Origin of the sequence: Actinoplanes sp. NPDC026623, assembly GCF_040638275.1 — a bacterium.
Classification (GTDB): Bacteria; Actinomycetota; Actinomycetes; order Mycobacteriales; family Micromonosporaceae; genus Actinoplanes.
Genome location: NZ_JBEZXZ010000017.1, coordinates 55,359 through 79,789, shown reverse-complemented (window position 1 = coordinate 79,789; position 24,431 = coordinate 55,359). Strand labels below are relative to the sequence as shown.

Annotated in this window: 17 protein-coding genes and 1 pseudogene; 10 read left to right on the top strand and 8 right to left on the bottom strand. The window is 72.7% G+C overall.

Going from position 1 to position 24,431, the window contains the following annotated elements; genetic code table 11:
• From AB0F10_RS08125 to AB0F10_RS08110, 4 genes are all read left to right on the top strand, one after another.
• A partial coding sequence (locus AB0F10_RS08125) for a DUF6232 family protein (protein ID WP_360621303.1) occupies positions 1-380 on the top strand: 380 nt, incomplete at its 5' end.
• Positions 377-742 (top strand): DoxX family protein, encoded by a 366-nt coding sequence (locus AB0F10_RS08120; RefSeq protein ID WP_360621301.1) that lies wholly within the window; start codon positions 377-379, stop codon positions 740-742. The genes AB0F10_RS08125 and AB0F10_RS08120, both read left to right, overlap by 4 nt.
• Positions 743-796: 54 nt before the next feature.
• On the top strand, positions 797-922 hold the full coding sequence (locus tag AB0F10_RS08115; RefSeq protein ID WP_360621299.1) for a hypothetical protein: 126 nt from the start codon (positions 797-799) through the stop codon (positions 920-922).
• A complete protein-coding gene (locus AB0F10_RS08110) occupies positions 919-1,806 on the top strand; it encodes a methyl-accepting chemotaxis protein (protein WP_360621297.1) in 888 nt (295 codons plus the stop codon). Before AB0F10_RS08115 ends, AB0F10_RS08110 begins: the two co-directional genes overlap by 4 nt.
• A 4-nt stretch (positions 1,807-1,810) precedes the next feature.
• Here the strand turns inward: AB0F10_RS08110 and AB0F10_RS08105 are convergent, their stop codons facing one another.
• The 3 genes from AB0F10_RS08105 to AB0F10_RS08095 all read right to left on the bottom strand — a co-directional run bounded on the left by AB0F10_RS08105 (position 1,811) and on the right by AB0F10_RS08095 (position 4,792).
• Entirely contained in the window at positions 1,811-2,716 is a 906-nt protein-coding gene (locus tag AB0F10_RS08105) for a ribokinase (protein ID WP_360621295.1), read from the bottom strand.
• 9 nt (positions 2,717-2,725) lie between these two features.
• Positions 2,726-3,541 carry an ABC transporter ATP-binding protein gene (locus tag AB0F10_RS08100; protein WP_360621293.1) on the bottom strand — a complete coding sequence of 272 codons (816 nt, stop codon included), beginning with the start codon at positions 3,539-3,541 and terminating at the stop codon, positions 2,726-2,728.
• A 72-nt stretch (positions 3,542-3,613) separates the two neighbouring features.
• On the bottom strand, positions 3,614-4,792 hold the full coding sequence (locus tag AB0F10_RS08095; RefSeq protein ID WP_360621291.1) for an ROK family transcriptional regulator: 1,179 nt from the start codon (positions 4,790-4,792) through the stop codon (positions 3,614-3,616).
• A 172-nt stretch (positions 4,793-4,964) separates the two neighbouring features.
• Here AB0F10_RS08095 and AB0F10_RS08090 point away from each other — a divergent pair, with 172 nt between their 5' ends.
• The 4 genes from AB0F10_RS08090 to AB0F10_RS08075 all read left to right on the top strand — a co-directional run bounded on the left by AB0F10_RS08090 (position 4,965) and on the right by AB0F10_RS08075 (position 8,562).
• Positions 4,965-6,422, top strand: coding sequence for a glycoside hydrolase family 3 N-terminal domain-containing protein (locus tag AB0F10_RS08090; RefSeq protein ID WP_360621289.1), 1,458 nt, complete (start codon positions 4,965-4,967; stop codon positions 6,420-6,422).
• Between the two features lie 391 nt (positions 6,423-6,813).
• Entirely contained in the window at positions 6,814-7,314 is a 501-nt protein-coding gene (locus AB0F10_RS08085; RefSeq protein ID WP_360621287.1) for a hypothetical protein, read from the top strand.
• Positions 7,311-7,736: a DCC1-like thiol-disulfide oxidoreductase family protein gene (locus AB0F10_RS08080; protein ID WP_360621285.1), complete on the top strand. Its 426-nt coding sequence runs from the start codon at positions 7,311-7,313 to the stop codon at positions 7,734-7,736. The genes AB0F10_RS08085 and AB0F10_RS08080 overlap by 4 nt, the downstream gene beginning before the upstream one ends.
• Before the next feature lie 196 nt (positions 7,737-7,932).
• Complete coding sequence (locus tag AB0F10_RS08075; RefSeq protein ID WP_360621314.1) at positions 7,933-8,562, top strand: TetR family transcriptional regulator; 630 nt, start codon at positions 7,933-7,935, stop codon at positions 8,560-8,562.
• Positions 8,563-8,897: 335 nt separating this feature from the next.
• Here the strand turns inward: AB0F10_RS08075 and AB0F10_RS08070 are convergent, their stop codons facing one another.
• Positions 8,898-11,033 (bottom strand): heavy metal translocating P-type ATPase, encoded by a 2,136-nt coding sequence (locus tag AB0F10_RS08070; RefSeq protein WP_360621283.1) that lies wholly within the window; start codon positions 11,031-11,033, stop codon positions 8,898-8,900.
• 74 nt (positions 11,034-11,107) lie between these two features.
• Entirely contained in the window at positions 11,108-16,072 is a 4,965-nt protein-coding gene (locus tag AB0F10_RS08065; RefSeq protein WP_360621281.1) for an NAD-glutamate dehydrogenase, read from the bottom strand.
• Positions 16,073-16,283: 211 nt separating this feature from the next.
• On the opposite strand from AB0F10_RS08065, the gene AB0F10_RS08060 reads away from it, so the two are divergent.
• Entirely contained in the window at positions 16,284-18,212 is a 1,929-nt protein-coding gene (locus AB0F10_RS08060; RefSeq protein ID WP_360621278.1) for a penicillin-binding transpeptidase domain-containing protein, read from the top strand.
• 723 nt (positions 18,213-18,935) lie between these two features.
• On the opposite strand, the pseudogene AB0F10_RS08055 reads toward AB0F10_RS08060, so the two are convergent.
• From AB0F10_RS08055 to AB0F10_RS08045, 3 genes and pseudogenes are all read right to left on the bottom strand, one after another.
• Positions 18,936-19,832: pseudogene (locus AB0F10_RS08055) on the bottom strand (arginase family protein); the annotation flags it as partial.
• Between the two features lie 18 nt (positions 19,833-19,850).
• On the bottom strand, positions 19,851-20,765 hold the full coding sequence (locus AB0F10_RS08050) for a tetratricopeptide repeat protein (protein ID WP_360621276.1): 915 nt from the start codon (positions 20,763-20,765) through the stop codon (positions 19,851-19,853).
• A 137-nt stretch (positions 20,766-20,902) separates the two neighbouring features.
• The gene (locus AB0F10_RS08045; protein WP_360621274.1) at positions 20,903-22,576 is read right to left on the bottom strand and encodes a methylmalonyl-CoA mutase family protein; all 1,674 of its coding nucleotides are present in this window, start codon (positions 22,574-22,576) and stop codon (positions 20,903-20,905) included.
• A gap of 157 nt (positions 22,577-22,733) precedes the next feature.
• On the opposite strand from AB0F10_RS08045, the gene AB0F10_RS08040 reads away from it, so the two are divergent.
• Complete coding sequence (locus AB0F10_RS08040) at positions 22,734-24,278, top strand: M4 family metallopeptidase (protein ID WP_360621272.1); 1,545 nt, start codon at positions 22,734-22,736, stop codon at positions 24,276-24,278.
• Positions 24,279-24,431 lie beyond the last annotated feature (153 nt).

The window sequence follows — 24,431 nt, the reverse complement described above, 5'->3', positions numbered from 1 at the left end:
GGCGAGGCCGCCGCGGCGGGCGATCGTGCGCCACGACCGGCGGCCGCGCCGGTGCCATCGCCGCGCCGATCGTCGTCGGCGCCCTCGGCATCCTCATCGCACTGGTCATCGACGCCTCGACCGCGACGACGATCGCCCTGGCCGGCGGCGGCGTGCTCATCGGCCTGGCCACCCTGCCCCTGGCCGACGTGCTCCTCGAATTCGTCGACCGCTCCTACGACCGGGGCAGCCACCGGCGCGAGATCTGGGCCCGGGTCGGCGGCGAGGAGGTCCTGCTGATGACGACAAGCGACAAGCAACGGTTCGGCCAGGTCTACCGCGCCCTGCAGCGCGCCCTCGACGACGACCCCGTCCCCCGCCGGTCACCGGGCGCCCGATGAGCAACGCCGACCGGAGCGCACTGGCGCTGGCCGGGCTGCTCGCCGCCTCCGGCGTGCTGCACTTCGCCCGGCCCCGGCCCTTCGACGCCATCGTGCCCCGCTCGCTGCCCGGCAGACCGCGGACCTGGACGCGGCTCAGCGGCGCCGCCGAGCTGGCCGTCGCGGCCGCGATCGTCAACCCGGGCACCCGCCGGCTCGGCGGCCTGGCCGCCGCCGGCCTCTTCGCCTGCGTGTTCCCCGCCAACGTCAAGATGGCGGCCGACTGGCGGCACGCGTCACCCGCGCGCCGGGCCATCGCGTACGGCCGGCTGCCGCTGCAGGTGCCACTGGTCCTCTGGGGACTGCGCGTCGCCAGGCGGTGAATTCCCGCGATCCGGCCCCGGGACCGGCCGGCGACCGGCGACGATACGTGGACCATGAAGGCCACCAGGGTGCCGCCGACCGGCGTGGAGCGCAGGCTCGGCGAGGACGAACCGATCATCACCAATACCGATCCGCGCGGCTTGTTCGTCTGGCCGCCGACGAACGGAGCCGCGCGGTGAGCGCCGAGGCCCTGCGCCTGATCACGCAGGTCAGCGAGCGGGCCGCGGCCGGCGACACCGAGGTCCGGATGCCGTCGCTCGGGGACTCCGCCGAGGCCGAGGCCGCCCGCACGGCGCTCAACCGGCTGCTCGACACCACTGACACCTTCGTCCGCGAGGCGGGCGCGTCGCTGGCCGCGGCGGCCGAGGGGCGTTTCCACAGGCGATTTCTCACCGGCGGCATGGGCGGCTCGTTCCGCGACGCGGCCGCACAGATCTCCCGGTCCATCGACGAGATGAACCGGTCCGCGGACCGCATCGAGGAGGCCGGCCGCTCCCGGGCGGCGCTCGCCGACGAGCTCGAGAGCACCGTGCTCACCGTCTCCGAGCAGGTGGCGACGGCGGCGACGGAGATGGGCGCCACGGCGAACGGCCTGGCGGACTTCGCCCGCGACGCGGTCACCGAGGCCGAGCGGGGCGTCGGGACCGTCGGCTCGCTGCGCAGCGCCTCCGACGAGATCCGCAAGGCCGTCGACCTGATCAACTCGGTCGCGTCGCAGACCCGCCTGCTGGCCCTGAACGCGACGATCGAGGCGGCCCGGGCGGGCGACGCGGGCCGCGGCTTCAGCGTGGTGGCCGACGAGGTCAAAAACCTGGCCAACGAGACCAGCAGCTCGAGCGAGGAGATCCTCGGCCAGGTCAACACCGTCCAGCAGGCGGCGGTGGACTCGGTCGAGGTGCTGGAGGCGGTGACCGCCAGCCTCCGGGAGATGAGCGGCCTGGTGAGCGGCATCGCGATCGCCGTCGACGGCGGGCACGACTCCGGCACGGCCGGGCTGAGCCAGCTGGCCGAGGTACTCCGCAGCGAGGTGCACCGCTTCGTGACGATGGCCCGGGAGAGCTGACGGTCTAGCCGGTCCGCCGGTAGAGCTCGTCGATCTCCGCGCGCGTCGGCAGCGCGTTGCTGGCGCCCACCTTGCGTACGCAGGCGGCGCCCGCCGCGTTCGCCCAGCGGACCGCGTCCACCAGGTCACGGCCCTCGCCCCAGGCCACGGCCAGCGCGCCCGTGAACGCGTCGCCGGCCGCGGTCGTGTCCACCACGTCGACCGCGCAGGCCGGGATCCGCTCGTCGGCGCCGTCGCGGTCCGCGTACCAGGAGCCGGCGCCGCCCAGGGTCAGCACCACCCGCGGCACGAGCGCCAGCAGCCCGGCGACGTCCGGCTCCGCCGACCCGGTGATCGCCCGCGCCTCGCCCTCGTTCACCACCAGCAGGTCCACCGCGGCGAGCAGTTCCGGCGGCAGCTCGCGGGCGGGTGCCGCGTTCAGGATCACCCGGGTGCCGCCCCCCTGCGCCGCCTGCGCGGCCGCCACCACGGTTTCCACGGGAATCTCCTGCTGGCAGACCAGCACGTCGCTCTCCGCGATGACCGCGGTCTCCGCGGCGCTCAGGCCCGCGAACGAGCTGTTCGCACCCGGGCTCACGATGATCGAGTTCTCCCCCGCGCGATCCACCATGATCACCGCCACGCCGGACGCGCCGTAGCTGGTGCGCAGGTTCGCGGTGTCCACGCCGGACGCGTTGAGCCGGGCCTTGATCGTGACGCCGAACGCGTCCGAGCCGATCGCGCCCAGCATCGCGCACACCGCGCCGGCCCGGACCGCCGCGATGGCCTGATTGGCGCCCTTGCCGCCCGGCGCCATCACGAAGTCGTCGCCGAGCACGGTCTCGCCGGGCAGCGGCAGCCGGGCGGCGAGCCCGACGAGGTCCATGTTGGCGCTGCCGGCTATCACGACCCGGGGCGGGGAAACGGCCATCGTGGCGCCTCAGGCCGCCCGCGCCATGTAACGGTCGCCGCTGCGCTGAACCACCAGCGGCAGCCCGAACGTCTTGGACAGGTTGTCGGCAGTCAGGGTCTCGCCCAGCAGGCCCGCCGCGACGACCGTGCCCTCGCGTAGCAGCATCGCGTGGGTGAAGCCCGGCGGAATCTCCTCGACGTGATGGGTGACCAGCACCAGGGCCGGCGCGTCCGGGTCCTCGGCCAGCTCGGTGAGGCGCCCGATCAGGTCCTCGCGGCCGCCCAGGTCCAGCCCGGCGGCCGGCTCGTCCAGCAGCATCAGCTCGGGGTCGGTCATGAGCGCGCGGGCGATCTGGGTGCGCTTGCGCTCGCCCTCGGAGAGGGTGCCGAACTCGCGCTCGATCAGCGCGCCCATGCCCAGCTGGTGCAGCAGCGCCCGGGCCCGGGCCTCGTCCTGCGGGTCGTAGCTCTCCCGCCAGCGGCCGACGACGGACCAGGCCGCCGTGACCACGACGTCGAGGACCCGCTCGGCCGGCGGCACCCGGTCGGCGAACTGCCCGGTGCTGAGCCCGATCCGGGTACGCAGCTCGGTGATGTCCGTGCGCCCGAGCCGCTCGCCCAGCACCCAGGCGGTGCCGCGGGACGGGTGGATCCGGCCCGACGCGAGGCTCAGCAGCGTCGTCTTGCCGGCGCCGTTCGGGCCCAGGATCACCCATCGCTCGTCGAGCTCGACCTGCCAGCTGAGCCCGCGCAGCAGGAAGCTGCCGCCGCGGATCACGCTCACCCGGTCGAAGGAGATGACGGTGTCGTCGTCAGGTGGGGTGGGAGTCGCTGCCTCGAGCACGCGTCCATCCAACCATGCAGCCGCCGGGCCTCCCGACACCGAGCCCGAGGCGGGACCCGCCTCCGTCCCCGGCTAGCCCGTGGTGGAGCCGAAGACCTCTTCGCGTACCGATTCGAGGGCCGTCAGCAGTGCTCCGTTGAGGATCGGCTCGACCGCGACCTCGCTGATCACGACCTTGGGGGCGACCAGGGTGATGGCGGCGACCTCGCGCTCCACCCGCTCGGCCAGGGCCGTCCCGCCGGCCTGGCTCACCTCGCCGGCCAGCACGACCAGCGGCGGATCGAGGACGACGCAGGTGGCGGCGACGCCGAGGGCGAGCCGGCCGGCCAGTTCGTCAAGCATCGGCTCGCCCGCCGCGCCGGCGGCGACGGCCGCGCGCACCACGTCGACGGACTCGGTGCCGCGCAAGCCGTACTTCCTGCCGATGGCCTTGGCGGCGCCGGAGGCGACCAGGGTCTGGAAGGCGCCGTTGGCGCCGCGCTTCGAGACGTTGCGCGGGATCTCGGCGCCGGCCACCGGCAGGTAGCCGATCTCGCCGGCCGCACCCGTGCTGCCCTGGTGCAGCCGGCCGCCGATGACGGTCGCGAGGCCGACGCCGCGGCCGACCCAGATCAGTACGAAGTCGTCGTGGCCCCGGGCGGCGCCGTTGTGCTGCTCGGCGACGGCGGCCAGGTTGACGTCGTTGCCGAAGACCACCGGCGTGCTCAGGTCGCGGCGCAGCTCGGCGAGCAGGCCGCGGTGCCAGCGGGGCAGGTCGAAGGCGAACGAGACCTCGCTGGTCTGCGGGTCGACGATGCCCGGGGTGCCGAGCACGACGCGGCGCACCGACTCCATGTCGGCGCCGCCGCGGCCGGCCGCCTGCACGACCGCGTTGTGCACGGCGCGCACCGGGTCGTCGCCGTCCTGCGTCGACTGCTCGCTGCGGCCGACGACGTCGCCGGTGATGTCCGCGCAGGCCGCGATGACCCGGTCCGGCAGGACCTCGACGCCGATGACGTGCGCACTACCGGGAGTGACGGCGTACAGCTGCGCGTTCGGGCCGCGACCGCCAGCCTGCTCACCGACGCGGCGCACGAGGCCGCGCTCCTCGAGGCGCTCGACCAGCTGCGAGGCGGTGACCTTGCTCAGGCCGGTCATCTCGCCGAGCTGCGCCCGGGTCAGCGGGCCCTTCGTGAGCAGCAGTTCCAGCGCGGCGCGGTCGTTGAGCGCGCGCAGCAACCGGGGGGTCCCCGGCAGGCGGGTGGCAGCCATAACTACGTCCCTAGTATTTAGGATTATTTCCTATTACATTATCGGCGCACATCAGGTAGCGGCAGCGTAACGGTCGGCACACTCACCGGCCGTGCGCCGTGTCCGATAGACGTCCGACGATCATGGCAGCTCGACCGGCAGGATAACCAGAGCTGAACCGAGGAAGGAAACCATGCCGATCGACCCGGGTCTACGCCGACTCGCATTGCGGACTCAGCTCGCCGCTTTTGCGGGGAAATCTGCGCCGGAATGGGCGTTGCGACTGCTCACCGAGGGCCTGGCCGGCCACACCCTCTACGGCACCAACGTCGCTGAACCGGTACAGCTCCGCCGCCTCACCGGCGAGTTGCGGGCCGCCCGGCCGGACGCCCTGATCGCCATCGACGAGGAGGGCGGCGACGTCACGCGCCTGGCCCACCTGACCGGCAGCCCCTACCCGGGCAACGCCGCGCTCGGCGCCGTCGACGACCCGGACCTCACCCGTACGGTGTACGCGGCCGTCGGCGCCGACCTCGCCGCGGCGGGCATCAACCTCGACCTGGCCCCGACCGTCGACGTGAACACCGCCGACGACAACCCGATCATCGGCACCCGCTCGTTCGGGGCCGACCCGGCGCTGGTGGCCCGGCACTCCGCCGCCGCGATCACCGGCCTGCAGGCCAACGGCGTCGCCGCCTGCGCGAAACACTTCCCGGGCCACGGCGCCACGACGACCGACTCGCACCTCGAGCTTCCGACCGTCGACGCCCCGCTGTCCGTGCTGCGCGAGCGCGACCTGCCGCCGTTCGCGGCCGCGGTGGCCGCCGGGTCGCAGGCGATCATGACCGCGCACATCCGGGTGCCCGCGCTGACCGGCGCCGGCCCGGCCACCTTCAGCCGGGCGGCGCTGACCGACCTGCTCCGGGGCGAGTACGGCTTCCGCGGCGTCGTCATCACCGACGCGCTGGAGATGAAGGGCGCCGCGGTGGCGGCCGGCGGCATCGGCCGGGCCGCCGTGCTCGCGCTGGCGGCGGGCGCCGACCTGCTCTGCATCGGCGCCCAGGTCGACCTGGCGCTCGTCGAGGCGGTCACCGCGGAGATCGTCGCCGGGGTGCGCGACGGCCGCCTGGCGCCGGCGCGGCTCGAGGAGGCCGCCGAGCGCAACGCCGCGATGGCGGCGTGGACGCGGCGCCCGGTGCCCCCCGTGCCGCACGACGCGGCGCTCGGCTACGCGGCCGCCCGCCGCGCCATCCGGATCGAGGGCACCCTCTCCGGCCTGGCCCAGCCGCTGGTCGTGCACCTGGAATCCGGCCACTCGATCGCCGAGGGCCGGGTGCCGTGGGGGCTCCGGCCGCACCTGAACGGGACCGAGCAGGTGACGGTCGTGGCCGCGGACACCGCGCCCGAGTCGCTCGCCGAGCGGGCCGGCGCCCGGCCGATCGTCCTCGTCGGCCGGCACACCCACCGGGCCGAGGCGACCCGGGCGCTGATCGAGCGGCTCGCCGCGAGCCATGCCGTCACCGTGGTGGAGATGGGCTGGCCGTCCGCGTGGCGCCCGGCCGGGGCGCGGGCCTTCGTCACCACCTACGGCGCGAGCCACGCCAACGGCCGCGCGGCGGCGGAGGCCCTCGGCCTGACCGCGAACGACTGACCCCAGCCGCCGCCCGGCGGCGGGACTCTCGGGCACCGCCAACGGCTGACACCCCCGGCGCCACCCGGCGGCGAAGGCCCCTCGGGCACCGCGACCGGCCGACCCCAGCCGCCGCGCGGCGGCGAAGACCCTCGTGCACCGGAAACGGCAGGCCCCCAGCGGCCGCGCGGCGGCGGGACTCTCGGGCACCGCGAACAGCTGACCTTCAGCCGCCGCCCGGCGGCGGAGGCCCTCGGGCTTACCGCGAACGATTTTGGGGCACAGGGGCCGAGGCAGCGGCGGGCCACCTCCCGCCGCTGCCTCTTTGTGTTCCGAGTCTCATTGAACGCGTTCAAACAAGCGCCTACGCTGAGCGCGACACCAGTTGACGCGTTCAAGAAAGGTTTGGGCCATGGACCACAAGGTCTGGATGTACCTGGCCTACCTGGTCGTCAGCGTCGGGCTGACGGTCTGGGTGGCGACGACGCTGTCCCGCAACGGAATGGTCTTCCTGGAGGACGTCTTCGCGGACAGCCGCCTGGCGAAGGCGGTAAACCAGCTGCTCGTGATGGGGTTCTACCTGCTGAACCTCGGCTACGTCGCGGTGGCGATGCGCTCCGGCGCCCGGGTTCCGGACGCGGCGAAGGCGCTGGAGACGCTGTCCTACAAGATAGGTTTCGTCCTGCTGGTGCTCGGCGTGCTGCACGTCTGCAACGTGTTCCTGCTGAGCCGCTACCGGCGCGGACGGCTGCGCCAGCAGCAGACCATGCCGCCGCTGCCGCCGGCCGGACGACTCCCGATGCGCCCGCCGCCCGCCGGCCCGGCCGGCCCCGCCACCGGAGCGCCCGGCCCGGCCGCGAACTGGGCCGGTCAGGGATTCGCGGGACCCGTGCCGCCGCCCACACCGGCATGACTGCGCCCGTCGACCCGGCCGGTCAAGCCGCCGGCCGGATCGGCTACTTCACCGTGCTGTACGACGACGGGTGCCCGATCTGCCGCACCGCGCACCGCTGGCTCGAGGGCCGCGCTCAGCTCGTACCGCTGGAGTTCGTCGCGGCCGGGTCGGCCGCGGCCCGGCGGCGCTTCCCCGGGCTGGACCATGCGGCGACCCTGCGGGATCTGACGGTGATCACCGACGGCGGGCTGGTGTACGTGTCGGACGGCGCGTGGCTGGCCTGCCTGTGGGCCCTGGCGGACTACCGCGGGATGGCCGAGCGGCTCGGCTCGCCGCGGCTGCTGCCCACCGCGCGACGCTTCATCGCCGCGGCCGCCGCCGCGCGGCAGGCGACGCGATCGGAAGACTACGGTGACGTGTGTGACGACAGCTGCCGCTGACCCCGCCGACGAGCCGGCCACGCAGCCGCACCCCGCCGACCTGCCGGCCGCGCAGCCGCACCCCGCCGACGATCCGGCCGTGCCGCCGCACCCAACGGACGGTCCGGCCGTGCCGCCGCAGCCCGCCGACGAGCCGGCTACGCCGCAGCCCGCCGGGGAGAAGCCGCGCCGGGCCCGGGGCGAGCAGACCCGGCAGCTGATCCTCGAGACCGCGCTGCGCCTGTTCCGCGAGCGCGGCTACGCCGAGACCACCATGCGGGCCATCGCCAAGGAGGCTGGCGTCGCGGTCGGGAACGCCTACTACTACTTCGACTCCAAGGAACACCTGATCCAGGGGTTCTACGACCGCAACCAGCTAGCGCACCGGGTCGCGTCCGAGCCGGTACTGGCGAACGAGAAGGACTTCGCCGCCCGGTTACGCGGGGTACTGCACGCCGGCATCGACGTCAACGTGCCGTACCACTCGTTCGCCGGCACGTTCTTCAAGTCCGCGGCCGAGCCGTCGTCGCCGCTCAGCCCGTTCTCCCGGGAGTCGTCGCCGGCCCGCGAGGCGGCCATCGCGATCTTCCGGGACGTGGTGGACGGCTCGTCCGCGAAGCTCGACCCCGAGCTGCGCAAGGAGCTGCCGGAGCTGCTCTGGCTGAGCTGGATGGGCGTGGTGCTCTTCTGGGTCTACGACCGCTCCCCCGAGCAGCGCCGGACCCGCCGGCTCATCGACGGCATCGTCCCGCTGATCGACCGGCTCGTCGGCCTCTCCCGGCTGCGGGTGCTGCGGCCCGCGCTGCGGCAGGTCCTCGCGCTGATCGACATGATCCGCCGGGACTGATCACTCTCCGCACCGATTGCCTTCGTTACTAAAAGTAGTCGTGGCATGAGCTGACCGGATCAGAACGTAACACTTTTCGACCTGTTGCGGCCCAATATCCGGATCTGTCGCCCATGAGCGGCCAACCGTTCGGCCAATTCGCGCACCGAACGCTTCCAAGGTGCGGGCATCGCCACGTAGCGTTACGTCTGCAGGTGGATCTGGGGATGTCGCAGGGCTTCGGACCTCGGGACCGGTCCGAATTCCCCCGCGGCACGGATGGTGAGCCGGGCGCCCCGATGTTTTCGGGAGCAGGCATCGGGACAAGGCGCCCGGCTCACACACCGCCGCAGGCCTCAGAGCACCGCAGGCTTGAAGCGGCGCAGCCGCAGGCTGTTCGCCACCACGAAGATCGAGCTGAGCGCCATCGCCGCGCCCGCGATCATCGGATTGAGCAGGCCCGCCGCCGCGAGCGGCAGCGCCGCCACGTTGTAGGCGAAGGCCCAGAACAGATTCCCCCGGATGATCGTCACCGTACGGCGGGACAGCCGCACGGCGTCGACCGCGGCGGTCAGGTCGCCCCGCATCAGGGTCAGGTCGGACGCCTCGATCGCCACGTCGCTGCCCGCGCCCATCGCCACGCCCAGGTCGGCCTGGGCCAGCGCGGCCGCGTCGTTCACCCCGTCGCCGACCATCGCCACCGAGCGGCCGCGCGCCTGCAGCCGCCGGACCACGTCGACCTTGCCCGCGGGCAGCACGCCGGCGATCACCTCGGTGACGCCGACCTGCGCGGCGACCGCCTCGGCCACCGCGGGCGCGTCGCCGGTGACCAGCACCGGCTCCAGGCCCAGCGCGCGCAGGCCCCGGACGGCGGCGGCGCTCGTCGGGCGTACGGCGTCGGCGAGCGCGATGCGGCCCCAGGCGACGCCGTCGACGCGCAGCTCGACCCAGGTCTCGGCCGTGTCGCCCGCGCCGCGGGCCACCTCCACCTCGGCGCCCTCCACGACGCCGCGCACGCCGACGCCCGCGGTCGCCTTGAAGTCGCTCACCGCGGGCAGCGGCCCGCGTGCCGCGGCGGCCCGGACGATCGCCCGGCCCAGCGGGTGCTCGGACGCCGCCTCGACGGCCCCGGCCAGCCGCAGCACCTCGCCCTCGTCCCGGCCCGGCTCCGGCACGACGCACGACACCGTCATGACCCCGGTCGTCACCGTTCCGGTCTTGTCGAGCACGATCGTGTCCACCCGGCGGGTCGACTCCAGGGCCTCCACCCCGCGGATGAGCACGCCGAGCTGGGCGCCGCGGCCCGTGCCGACCAGCAGCGCGGTCGGCGTCGCCAGCCCGAGGGCGCAGGGGCAGGCGATGATCAGCACGGCGACGGCGGCGGTGAACGCGGCGGTGGTCCCCCCGCCCGAACCCAGCCAGTAGCCCAGCGTCGCGGCGGCCAGGGCGATCACCACCGGCACGAAGACGCCGGAGATGCGATCGGCCAGCCGCTGCACGGCGGCCTTGCCGTCCTGCGCCTCCTCGACCAGGCGGGCCATCTGGGCGAGCTGGGTGTCGGCGCCGACGCGGGTGGCGCGCACGACCAAGCGGCCTCCGGCGTTGACCGTGCCGCCGGTGACGGGGTCGCCGGCGGCGACCTCGACCGGCACCGACTCCCCGGTGAGCAGGCTCTGGTCGAGCGCGGAGGCGCCGTCGACCACGACGCCGTCCGCGGCGACCTTCTCCCCCGGTCGCACCTGGAAGACGTCGCCGGCGCGCAGCACGTCGGCCGGGATCTCCCGGCCGTCCACCAGGGTGACCGTCTTGGCGCCGAGGGCGAGCAGCGAGCGCAGGGCGTCGCCGGCCCGGCGCTTGGCGCGGGCCTCGGCATAGCGCCCGGCCAGCAGGAACGTGGTGACGCCGGCCGCGGCCTCGAGGTAGAGGGCGTCGCCGCCCGCGGGGCCGGCCCGCAGCTCGAAGGGGTGCGTCATGCCGGGCATGCCGGCGTCGCCGAGGAAGAGCGCCCAGAGCGACCAGGCGAACGCGGCGAGCGTGCCCATCGAGACCAGGGTGTCCATGGTGGCGGCGCCGTGCCGCAGGTTGACGAACGCGGAGCGGTGGAAGGGCCAGCCGCCGTAGACGACCACCGGCGCGGCCAGCGTCAGCGATAGCCACTGCCAGTAGGTGAACTGCCAGGCCGGGACCATGGCGAGGACGATGACGGGCACGCTCAGCACGACCGAGACGAGCAGCCGGACGCGCAGCGGGTCGGCCGCCGGCCCCGCCTCGGCCGGCCCGGCCTTGGGCTCGGTGGCCGTGTAGCCGGTCTTCTCCACCACGGCGATGAGATCGGCGGCGGCGAGGCCGGCCGGGACCGTGGCCCGGGCCTTCTCGGTGGCGTAGTTGACGGTGGCGGTGACGCCCTCGAGACGGTTGAGCTTCTTCTCGATGCGGTTGGCGCAGGCGGCACAGGTCATGCCGCCGATGTCCAACTCGATCTGCTGCGTCATGGACCTAGCATACCCCTCGGGGGTACCCACGGCTCCGCGGCCGCGCCCGGGGTGACCGGGCGCGGCCGTTCGGATCAGCCGGCCGAGGAGGTCTTGACCAGCGTGCGGATCTGGCGGAGCAGGACCGACAGCGCCGCCAGGTCGGCCGGGGACTCCTCGATGCTGCCCATCGCGTTGCCCGCCCGGGCCATCGAGGCCGCGTTCATCCGCTCCCACTCCGCCACCCGGTCCTCCGGCGCCGCCTCGGACGAGGTCGACTGCAGCACCTCGGCCGTGAGCCCGGCCAGCGCCGCGTACAGGTCGTAACGCAGCGCCATCCGGGCCAGGGTCTGCCAGCGGTCGCCGCGCGGCAGCCGGGAGATGTGCGAGAGCAGCACGTCGATCTGGAAGCGTTCCGAGATCACGAAGTAGACCTTCGCCACCTCGGCCGGGTCGTGCGCGGTCCCCGCCGCCGTCTCCAGGATGTCGAGCAGGCCGAAGCCGTACACGGCGCGGGCCACGGAATTGGCCAGCTCCTCCGGGACGCCGCGCTCCACGACCAGGGCCACGTGGCTCTTCAGCGAGCTGCGCTCCGCGCCGACGACCACCGTCGGCAGCAGCGGCAGCAGGGCGCTCACGCCGGGGCGCAGCCGGGCGATCTCCCCGGCGACGTCAATCGGCGAACGGCGGTTGCTGACCAGCCAGCGCACCGCCCGGTCCAGCAGCCGCCGGGTCTCCAGGAACGCCAGCGTCTGCGCCGGCGTCGGCACCACGTTGTCCAGCTTCTCGGCGGCCTCCCACAGCTCGCGCAGGCCGTACACGTCGCGGATGACCACGTAGGCGCGGATCACGTCGGCCGCGGACGCGCCGCTCTCCTCCATCGCGCGGAAGACGAACGACGTGCCGCCGCGGTTGACCACCTCGTTGACCAGGGCCGTCGAGATGATCTCGCGGCGCAGCCGGTGGCCCGCCATCCGCGCACCGAACCGCTCCCGCAGCGGGGTGGGGAAATACCGGGCCAGGACCCCGTTGGTCCACTCCTCGTCGACCAACACGTCGGCGAGGACCTGACGCTCCAGCGAGATCTTCACGTACGCCAGCAGCACCGCGAACTCCGGCGCCGTCAGCCCCTCGCCGGCCTCGTAGCGGGCGGCCAGCTCCTTGTCGGACGGCAGCGCCTCGAGCTCGCGGTTGAGCTGCCCCGACTGCTCCATGGTGATCAGCATCCGGCGGTGCACCGGCAGCAGCGAATGCGCCTGCGACCGGGCGTTGCCGAGCGCCGAGGCCTGCTCGTAGTTGTCCCGCAGCACCAGCGCCGCGACCTCGTCGGTCATCGCCGCCAGCAGTTCGTCGCGGGCCGGCACCGTCAACTCGCCGTCGGTCACCGCCCCGCCGAGCAGGATCTTGATGTTGACCTCGTGGTCGGAGCAGTCCACCCCGGCCGTGTTGTCGATGAAGTCGGTGAAGATGCGGCCGCCCCGGCCGGTGCCCGGCTCCTCCTGCGGCCCGCCGGTGCGGGCGTACTCGATGCGGCCGCGCTGGGTCAGTCCCAGGTTGCCGCCCTCGCCGACCACCCTGGCCCGGACCTGCGCCCCGTTGACCCGGATCGCGTCGTTGGCCTTGTCGCCCACCTCGGCGTGCGTCTCCGCGGTCGCCTTCACGTAGGTGCCGATGCCGCCGTTCCAGAGCAGATCGACAGGCGCGGCCAGGATGGCCCGCATCAGGTCCGCGGGGCTCACCGCCGTGGCCGTGCCGAGGTCGAGCGCGGCGCGGACCTGCGGCGTCACCGGAATCGACTTCGCGGTGCGCGGGAAGACCCCGCCGCCCTCGCTGATCAGCGTGGCGTCGTAGTCCGCCCAGGACGAGCGCGGCAGGTCGAAGAGCCGGCGGCGCTCCGCGAAGGAGCGCGCGGCGTCCGGGTCCGGGTCCAGGAAGATGTGCCGGTGGTCGAACGCGGCCACCAGCCGGATGTGCTCGCTGAGCAGCATCCCGTTGCCGAAGACGTCGCCGGACATGTCGCCGACGCCGACCACGGTGAAGTCCTGCGACTGGGTGTCGGTGCCCAGGTCCCGGAAGTGCTTCTTGACCGACTCCCACGCGCCGCGGGCGGTGATGCCCATCTTCTTGTGGTCGTAGCCGGCCGAGCCGCCGGAGGCGAACGCGTCGCCCAGCCAGAAGTCCTTGCTCACCGAGATCTCGTTGGCGATGTCCGAGAACGTCGCCGTGCCCTTGTCCGCCGCCACCACCAGGTAGGGGTCGTCGCCGTCGTGCCGGACCACGTCGACCGGCGGCACGATCTTGCCGCTGTGGATGTTGTCGGTGACGTCGAGCAGGGCGCCGATGAAGAGCCGGTAGCACGCGACGGCCTCGTCGCGGTCGCCCGGCTTCTGCTTGAGCACGAAGCCGCCCTTGGCGCCGACCGGCACGATCACCGCGTTCTTCACCATCTGCGCCTTGACCAGGCCGAGCACCTCGGTGCGGAAGTCCTCGCGCCGGTCGGACCAGCGCAGGCCGCCGCGCGCGACCGCGCCGAAGCGCAGGTGCACGCCCTCGAAACGCGGCGAGTAGACGAAGATCTCGTACTTCGGCCGGGGCGCCGGCAGGTCCGGGATGGCCTGCGGGTCCAGCTTGAACGCCACGTACGACTTCGGGCGCGAGTCGGCGCCGCGCTGGAAGAAGCTGGTCCGCAGGGTGGCCTGGATCATCGTCAGGAACGACCGCAGGATCCGGTCCTGATCCAGGCTGTCGACGCCGTCGAGCAGGGTGGTGATCTGGTCGGTCAGCTCGGCGCCACGCTGCGCCCGCACCTCATCGAGGATCTCCAGCCGCGGCGAGAACCGGACCTCGAAGAGCTGCACCAGCAGGCGGGCGATCTCCGGATAGGCGATGAAGGTCGACTCGACGTAGCGCTGCGAGAAGACGTTGCCGGTCTGCCGCTGATATTTCGCGTACGCCCGGAGCACGACGACCTGACGCCAGGTGAGCCCGGCGCGCAACACCAGCTCGTTGAAGCCGTCGACCTCCTCCTCGCCCCGCCAGGCGGCCGCGAAGGCGTTCTCCACCTGCGGGCGCACCTCGGACAGCTCGTGGTGGGTCGAGGGCGGCAGCAGCCCGAAGTCGTAGAGGTAGACGGTGCCGTCGGTGCGGCGCACCTCGTAGGGCCGCTCGTCGACGACCTCGACGCCGAGCGAGTGCAGCACCGGCAGGACGGCCGAGAGCAGCATCGGCTCGCCGTACCGGAAGACCTTGAACCGCACGTCGGCGTCGTCCGGCTCGGCGCAGCCCTCCCGGTTGACGTGCCGCTTGCGGTAGAGGTGCATCTCGAGCTGACCGCGCTCCTCCAGCAGCTCCAGCTTGGCGATGTCCTGCACCGCCTCGTAGGGGGTGTGCCCGTCCTTGTAGCTGTCCGGGAACGCCGTCGCGTAGCGCACGAACAGGTCCTTGGCCGGCTCCTCGCCGAGCTTGCGCTCCAGCACCAGGGAGAAGTCGTCGTCCCACATCCGGGTCGCGTCGGCGAGCAGCTCGGCCAGCGAGTTCGGGTCGACGACGCCCGGCGGATCGGCCGGGTCGGTCCGCACGATGAAGTGCACCCGCGCGAGCATCCGCTCGGTCACCCGGGTCGTGTAGTCGACGCCGATGCCGTTGAGCTCGCGGAGCAGGATCTCCTGCATGCTCTGCCGGTTGGCGGTGGTGAACCGGTCCCGGGGCAGATAGATCAGGCACGAGATGAAGCGGCCGTAGCCGTCGCGGCGCAGGAACAGCCGCAGCTGCCGTCGCCCGGCCATCCGCAGTACGCCGACCACCGCCTCGTACAGGTCGTCGGTCTTGATCTGGAAGAGCTCGTCGCGCGGATAGGTCTCGAGGATCTGCAGCAGGTCCTTGCCGGAGTGCCCGCGCGGCGACAGGCCGGAGCGGTCCAGCACCTCCATCACCTTGCGGCGCACGACCGGCAGCTCGCGGACGCTGGTGCGGTAGGCGGAGCTGGAGAACAGGCCCAGGAAGCGGCGCTCGCCGATGACCTCGCCGGACTCGTGGAAGACCTTGACGCCGATGTAGTCCAGGTAGGCCGACCGGTGCACGGTGGCCCGGGAGTTGGCCTTGGTGATCACCAGCAGGCGCTTCTCGAGGGCGCGCTGATGCGCCTCCGGAGCCATCGAGGACAGCTTGCGCGGGGTGCTGTCGTCGCCGCGCAGGATGCCGAGCCCGCTGCCCGGAACGGCCGTCAGCACGTCGCCGTTCAGCTGGTACTCGCGATAGCCGAGGAAGGTGAAGTGGTCGTGTGCCAGCCACTTGAGCAGCTCGATCGAGTCCGTGACGTCCTTGTCCGGCACCGGGAGCTTGCGTTCGGAGCCGCGCGCGGCGGCCAGCTCGTCGGCGATGACGACCGCCCGCTGGCGCATCCGCGGCCAGTCGTCGACCGCGACGCGGACGTCGGTCAGCACCCGGCACAGCGCCTCGCGGAGCTGCTCGCGGGCCTCGGCCTTGCGTACCGGATCGATCTCGACCCGGATCCAGCTCTCCACCAGGTCGCCGTCGATCGCGTCGTCGGGCTCGACGTCGGCCTCGAGCTGGGTCAGCTCGCCGTCCTCCCGGCGGCGGACCACGATCAGCGGGTGCACGAGCAGGTGCACCTGTAGCTGGTGCGCGGTGAGCAGGGCGGTGACCGAGTCGACCAGGAACGGCATGTCGTCGGTGACTATCGACAGCACCGTGTGCGGCTGGTTCTCGTCCGGGGGGCTGATGTCGAGCCGAAGCTCGCCCGGGCGGCGCACGGCGGCGAGCTCGCGGTGCGCGAGCGCGGCGGCGTACATCCCCGCCGGGGTATCGCCGACCAGCTCCTCGTCCGGCGCGAAGCGCCAGAACCGGCCCACCAGCGACGCGGTGCTGTGATCCTCACCCGCCAGCGCCACCGCCTGCGCCACCAGGCGCTCGGCATTGGGTAGCGGCTCGTCGAGCTCGTTGTCGGACGTCCCCAGCCGGCCCGTCAGGGCGAGCCCGGGACCGTGCCCGAAGTCGAGCTCCGGATCGGATTCGATCGCTGCCTCGTCGGCGACAGCCATGGCCCAGCGCTCCCCTCACCCACGACACTGTGGGTTCGACGTCTCGGCCATCAGCCTAGAGCGTGTCGCTGAGGGCGCGAGCACACCCGGGGTCCGGATAAAGATCCGACACCGATTTTGGCGCATCTACCCCATCGCGGGGCAATGCCGGGAGGCGGCTCCGGTTACCGTTCCGTAGGTTTTCGTATAGCGCCAGAGGAAGGGTGACATAATGCGCCGCACCGGACTTTACGGACGAAGGACGGCCGCGCTGGCCACCCTGCTCCTGCTCGCCGGCGGCGCCGCCGCCTGCTCGGGCGCGGACGGACCCGAGCAGACGCTCGACGACTTCCTCGCCGGCTGGCGCTCCGGCAACCTGAGTGGGGTCGGCTTCGTCACCGCCGACGGCGCCAAGATCTCCGCGGGCGACGTGCTCACCGAGCTGCAGGGCCTCACCGGCGACCTGAAGAAGGCGCCCCTGCGGCACACCGTCGAGGGCAAGCCGAAGGAGTCCGGCGAGGTCGCCACCGGCCCGGTGAAGGTGGACTGGACGCTGCCCGGCGGCACCACCTGGTCGTACCGGAGCACCGTCCGGCTCACCAAGCGCGGCAGCGACGGCTGGCGCGTCGTCTGGGAGCCGTCGATCGTGCACGACAAGCTGACCGCCGGGGACTCGCTCGAGCTGCGTCACAAGAGCGCCGAACGGGCCGACATCCTCGGCGCCGGGGGCACCCCGATCGTCACCGAGCGCGACGTCGTCACCGTCGGCGTGACCCCGCTGCGGATCACCGACGCGGCCGCCCTCACGAAGGACCTCGGCAAGATCCTCAAGACCGTCGGCGTGGACGTGGACCCCAAGGCGATACAGGGCCGGGTGCGCAACGCCACCGACGACGGGGCCTTCATCGACGTGGTCACCCTCCGGCGCACCGACTACGACAAGATCCGTGACCGGGTACGCGCCCTGGAGGGCACCGTCTTCCAGGAGGCGAAGCGCGAGCTCGCGCCCACCCGCCCGTTCGCGCGGGCGCTGCTGGGCACCGTCGACCCCGTGACCCGCGAGGACCTCGACCACAACCCGGAGGTGCTGCGCGACGGCGACCAGGCCGGTCACGGCGGGCTGCAACAGCGCTACGACGCCCAGCTGCGCGGCACCGCCGGCCAGTCCGTGGTGATCGCGCACCGGACGCCCGACGACGAGGTCGAGGACTCGCCGCTGTTCAGCACCGAGCCGGCCGCCGGCAGGCCGGTGCAGACCACGCTCGACGTCGCGACGCAGAACGCGGCCGACCGGGCGGTGGCGTCCGAGAAGCAGCCCAGCGCGCTGGTGGCGGTCCGGATCAGCGACTCCAGCGTGCTCGCGGTCGCGAACGGCCCGGACGGCGGCGGCGTCGACACGGCGATGAGTGGCCGGGTGCCGCCCGGCTCGACGTTCAAGATGGTCTCGGCGCTGGGCCTGCTCGACAAGGGCGCGGTCACCGCCGACGCCGCGGTCGACTGTCCGAAGACCAAGACGGTGAACGGCCGCGAGTTCAAGAACTCGCACGACATGGTGCTCGGCTCCGTTCCGTTCCACACCGACTTCGCGAAGTCCTGCAACACCGCGTTCGTCAACCTCGCGCCCAAGCTGGGCGCGGACGGCCTGCGGGACGCGGCGGCCAAGCTCGGCCTCGGCGCGAAGTGGGACCTCGGCGCGGACAACTTCAGCGGCGAGATCTCCCCGGCCGACAGCCCGACGGAGCTCGCGGCGGCGACGTTCGGCCAGGGCTCCACCGCGGTCAGCCCGCTGGCGATGGCCGGCGCGACCGCGGCGGTGGCCCGCGGTCAGTTCAAGCAGCCGAGGCTGGTCCTCGACCCGGCGCCGGCCGGACCGGTGGCGGACGGCCCGCAGCTCACCGAGGCGTCGATCGGGCCGCTGCGCGCGATGATGCGCGAGGTGGTCACCAAGGGCACCGGCCAGGCGCTGGCCGGCGTGCCGGGCAAGCCGGTCTCGGGCAAGACCGGCACGGCCGAGTTCAAGGACGGCGACCAGGAGACCCACGCCTGGTTCGTCGGCTGGCAGGGCGACATCGCGTTCGCGGTGATGGTGCAGAAGGGCGGTGCGGGCGCGGAGGCGGCGGTGCCGATCGCCAACCGCTTCCTGACCGCGCTGAACAAGTAGGTATCAGGCCCGGTCGGCGGGCTGCCCGGGGGCCGCCTCGAAGGCGGGGCGCTGCGCCGGCAGGGTGAAGTCCTCGACCATGCGCGGGCGCAGCATGCCGGGCATGGTCGCGGGCAGCGGCTTCGAGTCCAGCAGCGGCGCGGAGCCCAGCGGCCGGGTCGCCGCGCGCACCACGGACTCGTCAGGCTCGGGGTCCGGATCGAGGACGACATCGTCGGCCGCGGCGGGCTCGCCGGTCGGGTCGACGTCCGCGTCCGGGTCGAGTTGCTCGACCGGGTCCTGGTGGTCAACCGGGTCTTGGTGGTCAACCGGGTCCTGGTGGTCAACCGGGTCCTGGTGGTCAACCGGGTCCAGGCGGTCAACCGGAGCAGCGTCGTCCGCGGCGGGATCCTCGAAGGAATCGGCAACGAAGTCGACCTTCTCTTCTTCCTCCTCGTCGGAGTCGTCCGCGAGCACCTCGACGTTCGGTGCCGGGTCAAGCTCGACGTCGCCGTCAAGATCGGGATCGGGATCGGGATCGGGATCGGTGAGCAGATCCGTGGCGTTCTCCTGCGCCACGGCCGCCTCGACAACCGCGGCCGCCGGGACGGCTTCGGCCGCCGGGACGGCTTCGGCCGCCGCGGCGGGCACGGCGGCCCGCCGGGCGGGCGCGAGCCGGCCGGGCCCGGCGAGGTCGCGGCGGGCCTCCACCAGGTCCGGGCGGGCGTCGACCGCGTGCGCGGCCTTCAGCCCCGCCACCAGCGTCGACGTGATCTCCTCCGCGAACACCCCGTCGGTGTCGTAGTCGGGATCGAAGACCGTGATCTCCACGCCCAGGCAGTGCGGCGACTCCACCAGCCCGGACAGCAGCAGCTCCAGCTCCGGGAAGGCGATGCCGCCCGGCTCCGGCGCGTCCACCGCCGGCATCACCGCCGGGTCCAGCACGTCGACGTCGACGTGCACCCAGTAGCCCGCGCAGTCCACCAGCTGGTCCCGCGCCCACTGCGCGCTGCGGGCCGCGCCCTCCGCCCGCAGCGCCGGGACCGGGCGGGTCACGATGCCCGCCGCCTGCAGGTCGAGGCGGTACTCGTCCTGGGCGCGGATGCCCATCACCACCACGTCGATGTCGCGGTAGTAGGGCCGCCGGCCCTCGATCGACGCGAGGTCCGGCTGGCCGCGGCCGGTCACCAGGGCCAGGTCCTCGCCCGCCGCGGCGCCGACGTACGACGCGTTGCCCGGGTGCCGGAAGTCCGAGTGACCGTCCACGAAGACCAGGCCGATCCGGCCGCCGACCGCCTCGCCCAGCCGGTGCATCGCCAGCGCCGAGCCGAGCACGATCGAGCAGTCGCCGCCCAGGACCACCGGGAACTCGCCCAGGTCCAGGATCGCCCCGATGCGGTCGGCGAGCCGGCGCGAGTAGCCGGAGATCTCCTGCGCGTGGCACACCCCGTCGCCGGGCCGCCAGTCGCCCGGGTCGTACCGCGGCGGGGTCAGGCAGCCGGCGTCGCGGGCGTTCAGCCGGCGCAGCAGGCCGTGGTCGCGCAGGGCTCCGGGCGCCTTGGCACAGCCCGGAACCGACGTCGCCGTCGGCGGGCGCAGGCCGAGGTTGGACGGTGCGTCGAGCACGGCAATGCGGCGCATGGAGACCCCGTACCTTGCCTAGAAGAGCGCTCTGGCCAGCGCGCGCCGCGCGCCGGCCACGGCCGGATCATCTGGTCCGGCCACGTTGAAGAGTGACAGAAGATGCTTGCGCACGGCGTCCCGCTCCTCGCCGGCTGCCCGTTTCACCGCCGCGACCAGCCGTTCGTACGCCTCCGGGGCCTGCCCGCTGAGCACCTCGATGTCCGCGGCGAGCTGCTGCGCCGCCAGGTCGTCGGGGTCGGCCGCCGCCTTGGCCAGCGCCTTCTCCGCGTCCACGCCGGCGACCCGGCGGTAGAGCTCGACCTGCGCCAGGCCGGACTCCGCCGCGTGGTCCTGCGGCGACTCGGCCAGGATCTTCCGGTACGCCGCCTCGGCCGCGTCCAGGTCGCCGGTCATGAGCGCGTCGTCGGCCGCGTCGAGCCGGGGGTCCTCGGGCGCGGCCACCTCGACGCCGCCGGCCTTGAGCACCGCGTCGATGTACTGCCGGATCTGCGCCTCGGGCAGCACGCCGGTGAAGCCCTCGACGAGCTGACCGCCCACGACCGCGATCACCATCGGAATGCCCTGCACCCGCAGTGCCTGCGCCAGCCGCGGGTTGGCGTCCACATCGACCTTGCCGAGCACCCAGCCGCCGGCGCCCTCGGCCGCGAGCTTCTCGAGCAGCGGGGACAGCTGCTTGCACGGCTCGCACCACTCGGCCCAGAAGTCCAGGATCACCGGGGTGGTCATGGACAGCTCGAGGACGGTCGTCTGGAAGTTCGCTTCGGTCACGTCGATCACCGAGGGCGGCGCACCACCCGATGACGGGAGGGGGCCGGCGCTCGCCGCCGGTCCGGCGGGGCCCGCGGGCGCGGGCTTGTTCGCGGGACGCAGTGCACCGAGGTCGACCGCGCCGCGGGTGAAGATCGACGGAGTGGTCCGTGGGTCGCTCATGGTTACCTAGTCTCGCACGCTGCCCGGGGTGCCCGCGTCGGCGCCGGGCAGGCGATATCGGACGTGCCGCCGGGCCCCGGGAAGGCCCGGCGGGGTACCCCGCAGCGGTGTGACCCTCCGGGGTACCGCACCGCGTCCTAGAAGCGGGCCGGCTCCCGGTAGATCCCCCACTCGCCCTTGAGCGCCTCGCAGATCTCGCCGAGGGTCGCCTCCGCCCGGGCCGCCTCGATCATCGCGGGGATCATGTTCCCGGTGGTGCGCGAGACCTCCACGAGCCCCGCCAGCGCCTCTCGCACCCGTACCGGATCGCGGTCCTGCTTGCGGGCGATCAGCGCGCGCTTCTGCTCGATCTCGACCTCGTGGGAGACCCGCAGGATCTCCAGGTCCTTCGCGACCGTGCCGGTGTGCACGTTGACGCCGACGATGCGCTTCTCGCCCTTCTCCAGGGCCTGCTGGTAGACGAAGGCCGCCTCGGCGATGTTGGCGGTGAACCAGCCGTCCTCGATGCCGCGCAGGATGCCGGAGGTCATGCTGCCGTCGTGGCCCAGGTCGCGGATGCGGGTGAAGATCTCCTCGGCCTCCGCCTCGATGCGGTCGGTGAGCGCCTCGAGGTACCAGGAGCCGCCGAGCGGGTCGGCCACGTTTGTCACCCCGGTCTCCTCCATCAGCACCTGCTGGGTACGCAGGGCGATCTCGGCGGACTCGTCGGTCGGCAGCGCGAGGGTCTCGTCGAGGGCGTTGGTGTGCAGCGAGTTGGTGCCGCCGAGGATCGCGGCGAGCGCCTCGACCGCCGTGCGGACCACGTTGTTGACCGGCTGCTGCGCGGTCAGCGACACCCCGGCGGTCTGCGTGTGGAACTTGAGCCACAGCGCCTTCTCGCTGGTCGCGCCGTAGTCGTCGCGCAGGTGCCGGGCCCAGATCCGGCGGGCGGCGCGGAACTTGGCGATCTCCTCGAAGAAGTCGACGTGCGCGTCGAAGAAGAAGCTCAGGCCCGGCGCGAAGGTGTTCACGTCGAGCCCGCGGGACAGGCCCAGCTCGACGTAGCCGAAGCCGTCCGCCAGCGTGTAGGCGAGCTCCTGCGCGGCGGTCGAGCCGGCCTCGCGGATGTGGTAGCCCGAGACGCTGAGCGGCTTGTATTTGGGGATCTCGGCGGCGCAGTACTCCATCAGGTCGCCGATCAGGCGCAGGTGCGGCTCGGGCTCGAAGAGCCACTCCTTCTGCGCGATGTACTCCTTGAAGATGTCGGTCTGCAGGGTGCCGTCGAGCTTGCTGATGTCGGCGCCCTGCCGCTCGGCGGCGACCAGGTACATCACGAAGATCGGGACGGCCGGGCCGGAGATCGTCATGCTGGTGGTCGTCTGCTGCAGGTCGATGCCGTCGAACAGCACCTCCATGTCGGCGGCCGAGTCGATCGCCACGCCGCAGTGGCCGACCTCGCCGAGCGACTGCGGCTCGTCGGAGTCGCGGCCCATCAGCGTCGGCATGTCGAACGCGACGCTGAGGCCGCCGCCACCGGCGGCGAGGATCATCTTGTAGCGCTCGTTGGTCTGTTGCGCGTTGCCGAAGCCCGCGAACTGGCGGATGGTCCAGGTGCGTCCGCGGTAACCGGTGGGATAGAGACCACGGGTGTACGGGAACTCGCCCGGCCAGCCGATCCGCTCGAAGTCCGCGTAGCCGTCCGTGTCGGCGGGCCCGTACACGGGCTCGACGGGCATCCCGGACAGGGTGGTGAAGTCTGCGTCCCGCTTGCGGGCGGCGTCGTAGCGCTGCTGCCAGCGCTCCCGGCCGGCGGCGATGTCGGCTGCGTCCATGGCGACATCGTATGCGCAAAGCTGAACGATCGCTAAGGACTCTTTGCGCACCTCTCGCCGAGGCTATGACTTCTTCAGCATGTTCACAGATTGTTCTTGAATAGGTAGATCTACATGTGTGGCTACCGCCACGGTCCCCCACCGTTCAGGAGTTCCCGTGAAACGACCCCTCGCAGCCGTCGGCTCCGCCCTGCTCATGGGTGGATTGCTGGCGGGTGTCGGCGCGACGTCCGCCGCCGCCGCGCCCGATCCCCTGTCGCCGTCCGCGCACCGCGCCATCCTCAAGGCCGCCGCCGCGGACGCCTTCGCCGTCAGGGCCACGGCGAAGGACGCCGACGGTTCGACGCACGTGCGTTACACCCGTACGCACGAGGGCCTGCGGGTGCTCGGCGGCGACTTCGTCATGCACGCGGGCAGGGACGGCGCGTTCCGCGCAGCGTCGGTCGGCCTCGTCGCGCCGCTGACGCTGAGCACCACGCCGAAGCGCGCCGCCTCCACCGCGAGCGCGGCGGCCAGGGCGCACTTCACCGGCACCGTCAGCCGGGTCGGCGCTCCCGAGTTGATCGTCGACGCCACCAGCGGCACCGGCACGCTGGCGTACGAGACGACCGTCGAGGGCTTCGGCGCCGATGGGCAGACCCCCTCGCGGCTGCACGTCGTGACCGACGCGAACACCGGCGCCCTGCTCAGCTCCTGGGACACCATCCAGACGGCCACCGGCAGCGGCAAGAGCGTCTACTCCGGCACCGTCTCGATCGGCACCACCCAGGTGTCGACCACCAGCTTCAGCCTGAAGGACGCGGCGCACGGCAACGGAACCACCTGCGACCTGAACAACAAGACCTCGGGCACCTGCACGCTGTTCACCGACGCGGACAACGTCTGGGGCACCGGCACCACCGCCAGCCGCCAGTCGGCCGCGGTGGACGCGCACTACGGCGCGGCGAAGACCTACGACTACTACAACAACACCTTCGGCCGCCGGGGCATCTTCAACAACGGCACCGGCGTGCCGTCGCGGGTGCACTACGGCAGCGCGTACGTGAACGCGTTCTGGGACGGCGCGCAGATGACCTACGGCGACGGCAGCGGCAACACCCGCCCGCTGGTCTCGCTCGACGTGGCCGGCCACGAGATGTCGCACGGCGTCACCGAGCGCACCGCCAACCTGACCTACTCCGGCGAGTCCGGCGGCCTGAACGAGGCCACCTCCGACATCTTCGGCACGATGGTGGAGTTCTACGCCGCCAACAGCAGCGACGCCGGCGACTACCTGATCGGCGAAAAGATCAACATCAGCGGCAACGGCAAGCCGCTGCGCTACATGTACAACCCGACGCTGGACGGCGGCAGCCACGGCTGCTGGTCGAGCACCACGAAGAGCGTCGACGTGCACTACTCGTCCGGCGTCGGCAACCACTTCTTCTTCGACCTGGCCGAGGGCACCGGCGCCACCTCGTACGGCACCTCGCCGGTGTGTGCCTCGGCCGGCGCGGTGACCGGCATCGGGCGCACCAAGGCCGCGGCGATCTGGTACCGCGCGCTGACCACCTACTTCACCTCGAGCACCAACTACAAGGCGGCCCGCGGCTACACCCTCTCGGCGGCCACCGACCTCTACGGCAAGTGCGGCACCGAGTACAAGGCGGTGCAGAAGGCCTGGACCGCGGTCAACGTGGCGGGAACCGACGCAGCCTGCTGAAAGCCCCCTCTGATCGACCGGATGCCCGGCGGTGCCACGAGCACCGCCGGGCATCGCCCTGTCGCCAGGTGGATCATCTGCGGGCGGCCCCGGCAGAGCTCTGCGGACCGGCGGATCACGCTCCGGATCCCTGGGCCCGTGCCTCGCGGCGAT

What these genes read in the sequence shown, in the direction of transcription:
- AB0F10_RS08120 (WP_360621301.1), top strand. Translation starts at nt 377, where the DNA reads ATGAGCAACGCCGACCGGAGCGCACTGGCGCTGGCCGGGCTGCTCGCC.
- AB0F10_RS08115 (WP_360621299.1), top strand. Translation starts at nt 797, where the DNA reads ATGAAGGCCACCAGGGTGCCGCCGACCGGCGTGGAGCGCAGGCTCGGC.
- AB0F10_RS08105 (WP_360621295.1), bottom strand. Translation starts at nt 2,716, where the DNA reads ATGGCCGTTTCCCCGCCCCGGGTCGTGATAGCCGGCAGCGCCAACATG.
- AB0F10_RS08095 (WP_360621291.1), bottom strand. Translation starts at nt 4,792, where the DNA reads ATGGCTGCCACCCGCCTGCCGGGGACCCCCCGGTTGCTGCGCGCGCTC.
- AB0F10_RS08090 (WP_360621289.1), top strand. Translation starts at nt 4,965, where the DNA reads ATGCCGATCGACCCGGGTCTACGCCGACTCGCATTGCGGACTCAGCTC.
- AB0F10_RS08085 (WP_360621287.1), top strand. Translation starts at nt 6,814, where the DNA reads ATGGACCACAAGGTCTGGATGTACCTGGCCTACCTGGTCGTCAGCGTC.
- AB0F10_RS08080 (WP_360621285.1), top strand. Translation starts at nt 7,311, where the DNA reads ATGACTGCGCCCGTCGACCCGGCCGGTCAAGCCGCCGGCCGGATCGGC.
- AB0F10_RS08070 (WP_360621283.1), bottom strand. Translation starts at nt 11,033, where the DNA reads ATGACGCAGCAGATCGAGTTGGACATCGGCGGCATGACCTGTGCCGCC.
- AB0F10_RS08065 (WP_360621281.1), bottom strand. Translation starts at nt 16,072, where the DNA reads ATGGCTGTCGCCGACGAGGCAGCGATCGAATCCGATCCGGAGCTCGAC.
- AB0F10_RS08060 (WP_360621278.1), top strand. Translation starts at nt 16,284, where the DNA reads ATGCGCCGCACCGGACTTTACGGACGAAGGACGGCCGCGCTGGCCACC.
- AB0F10_RS08050 (WP_360621276.1), bottom strand. Translation starts at nt 20,765, where the DNA reads ATGAGCGACCCACGGACCACTCCGTCGATCTTCACCCGCGGCGCGGTC.
- AB0F10_RS08045 (WP_360621274.1), bottom strand. Translation starts at nt 22,576, where the DNA reads ATGGACGCAGCCGACATCGCCGCCGGCCGGGAGCGCTGGCAGCAGCGC.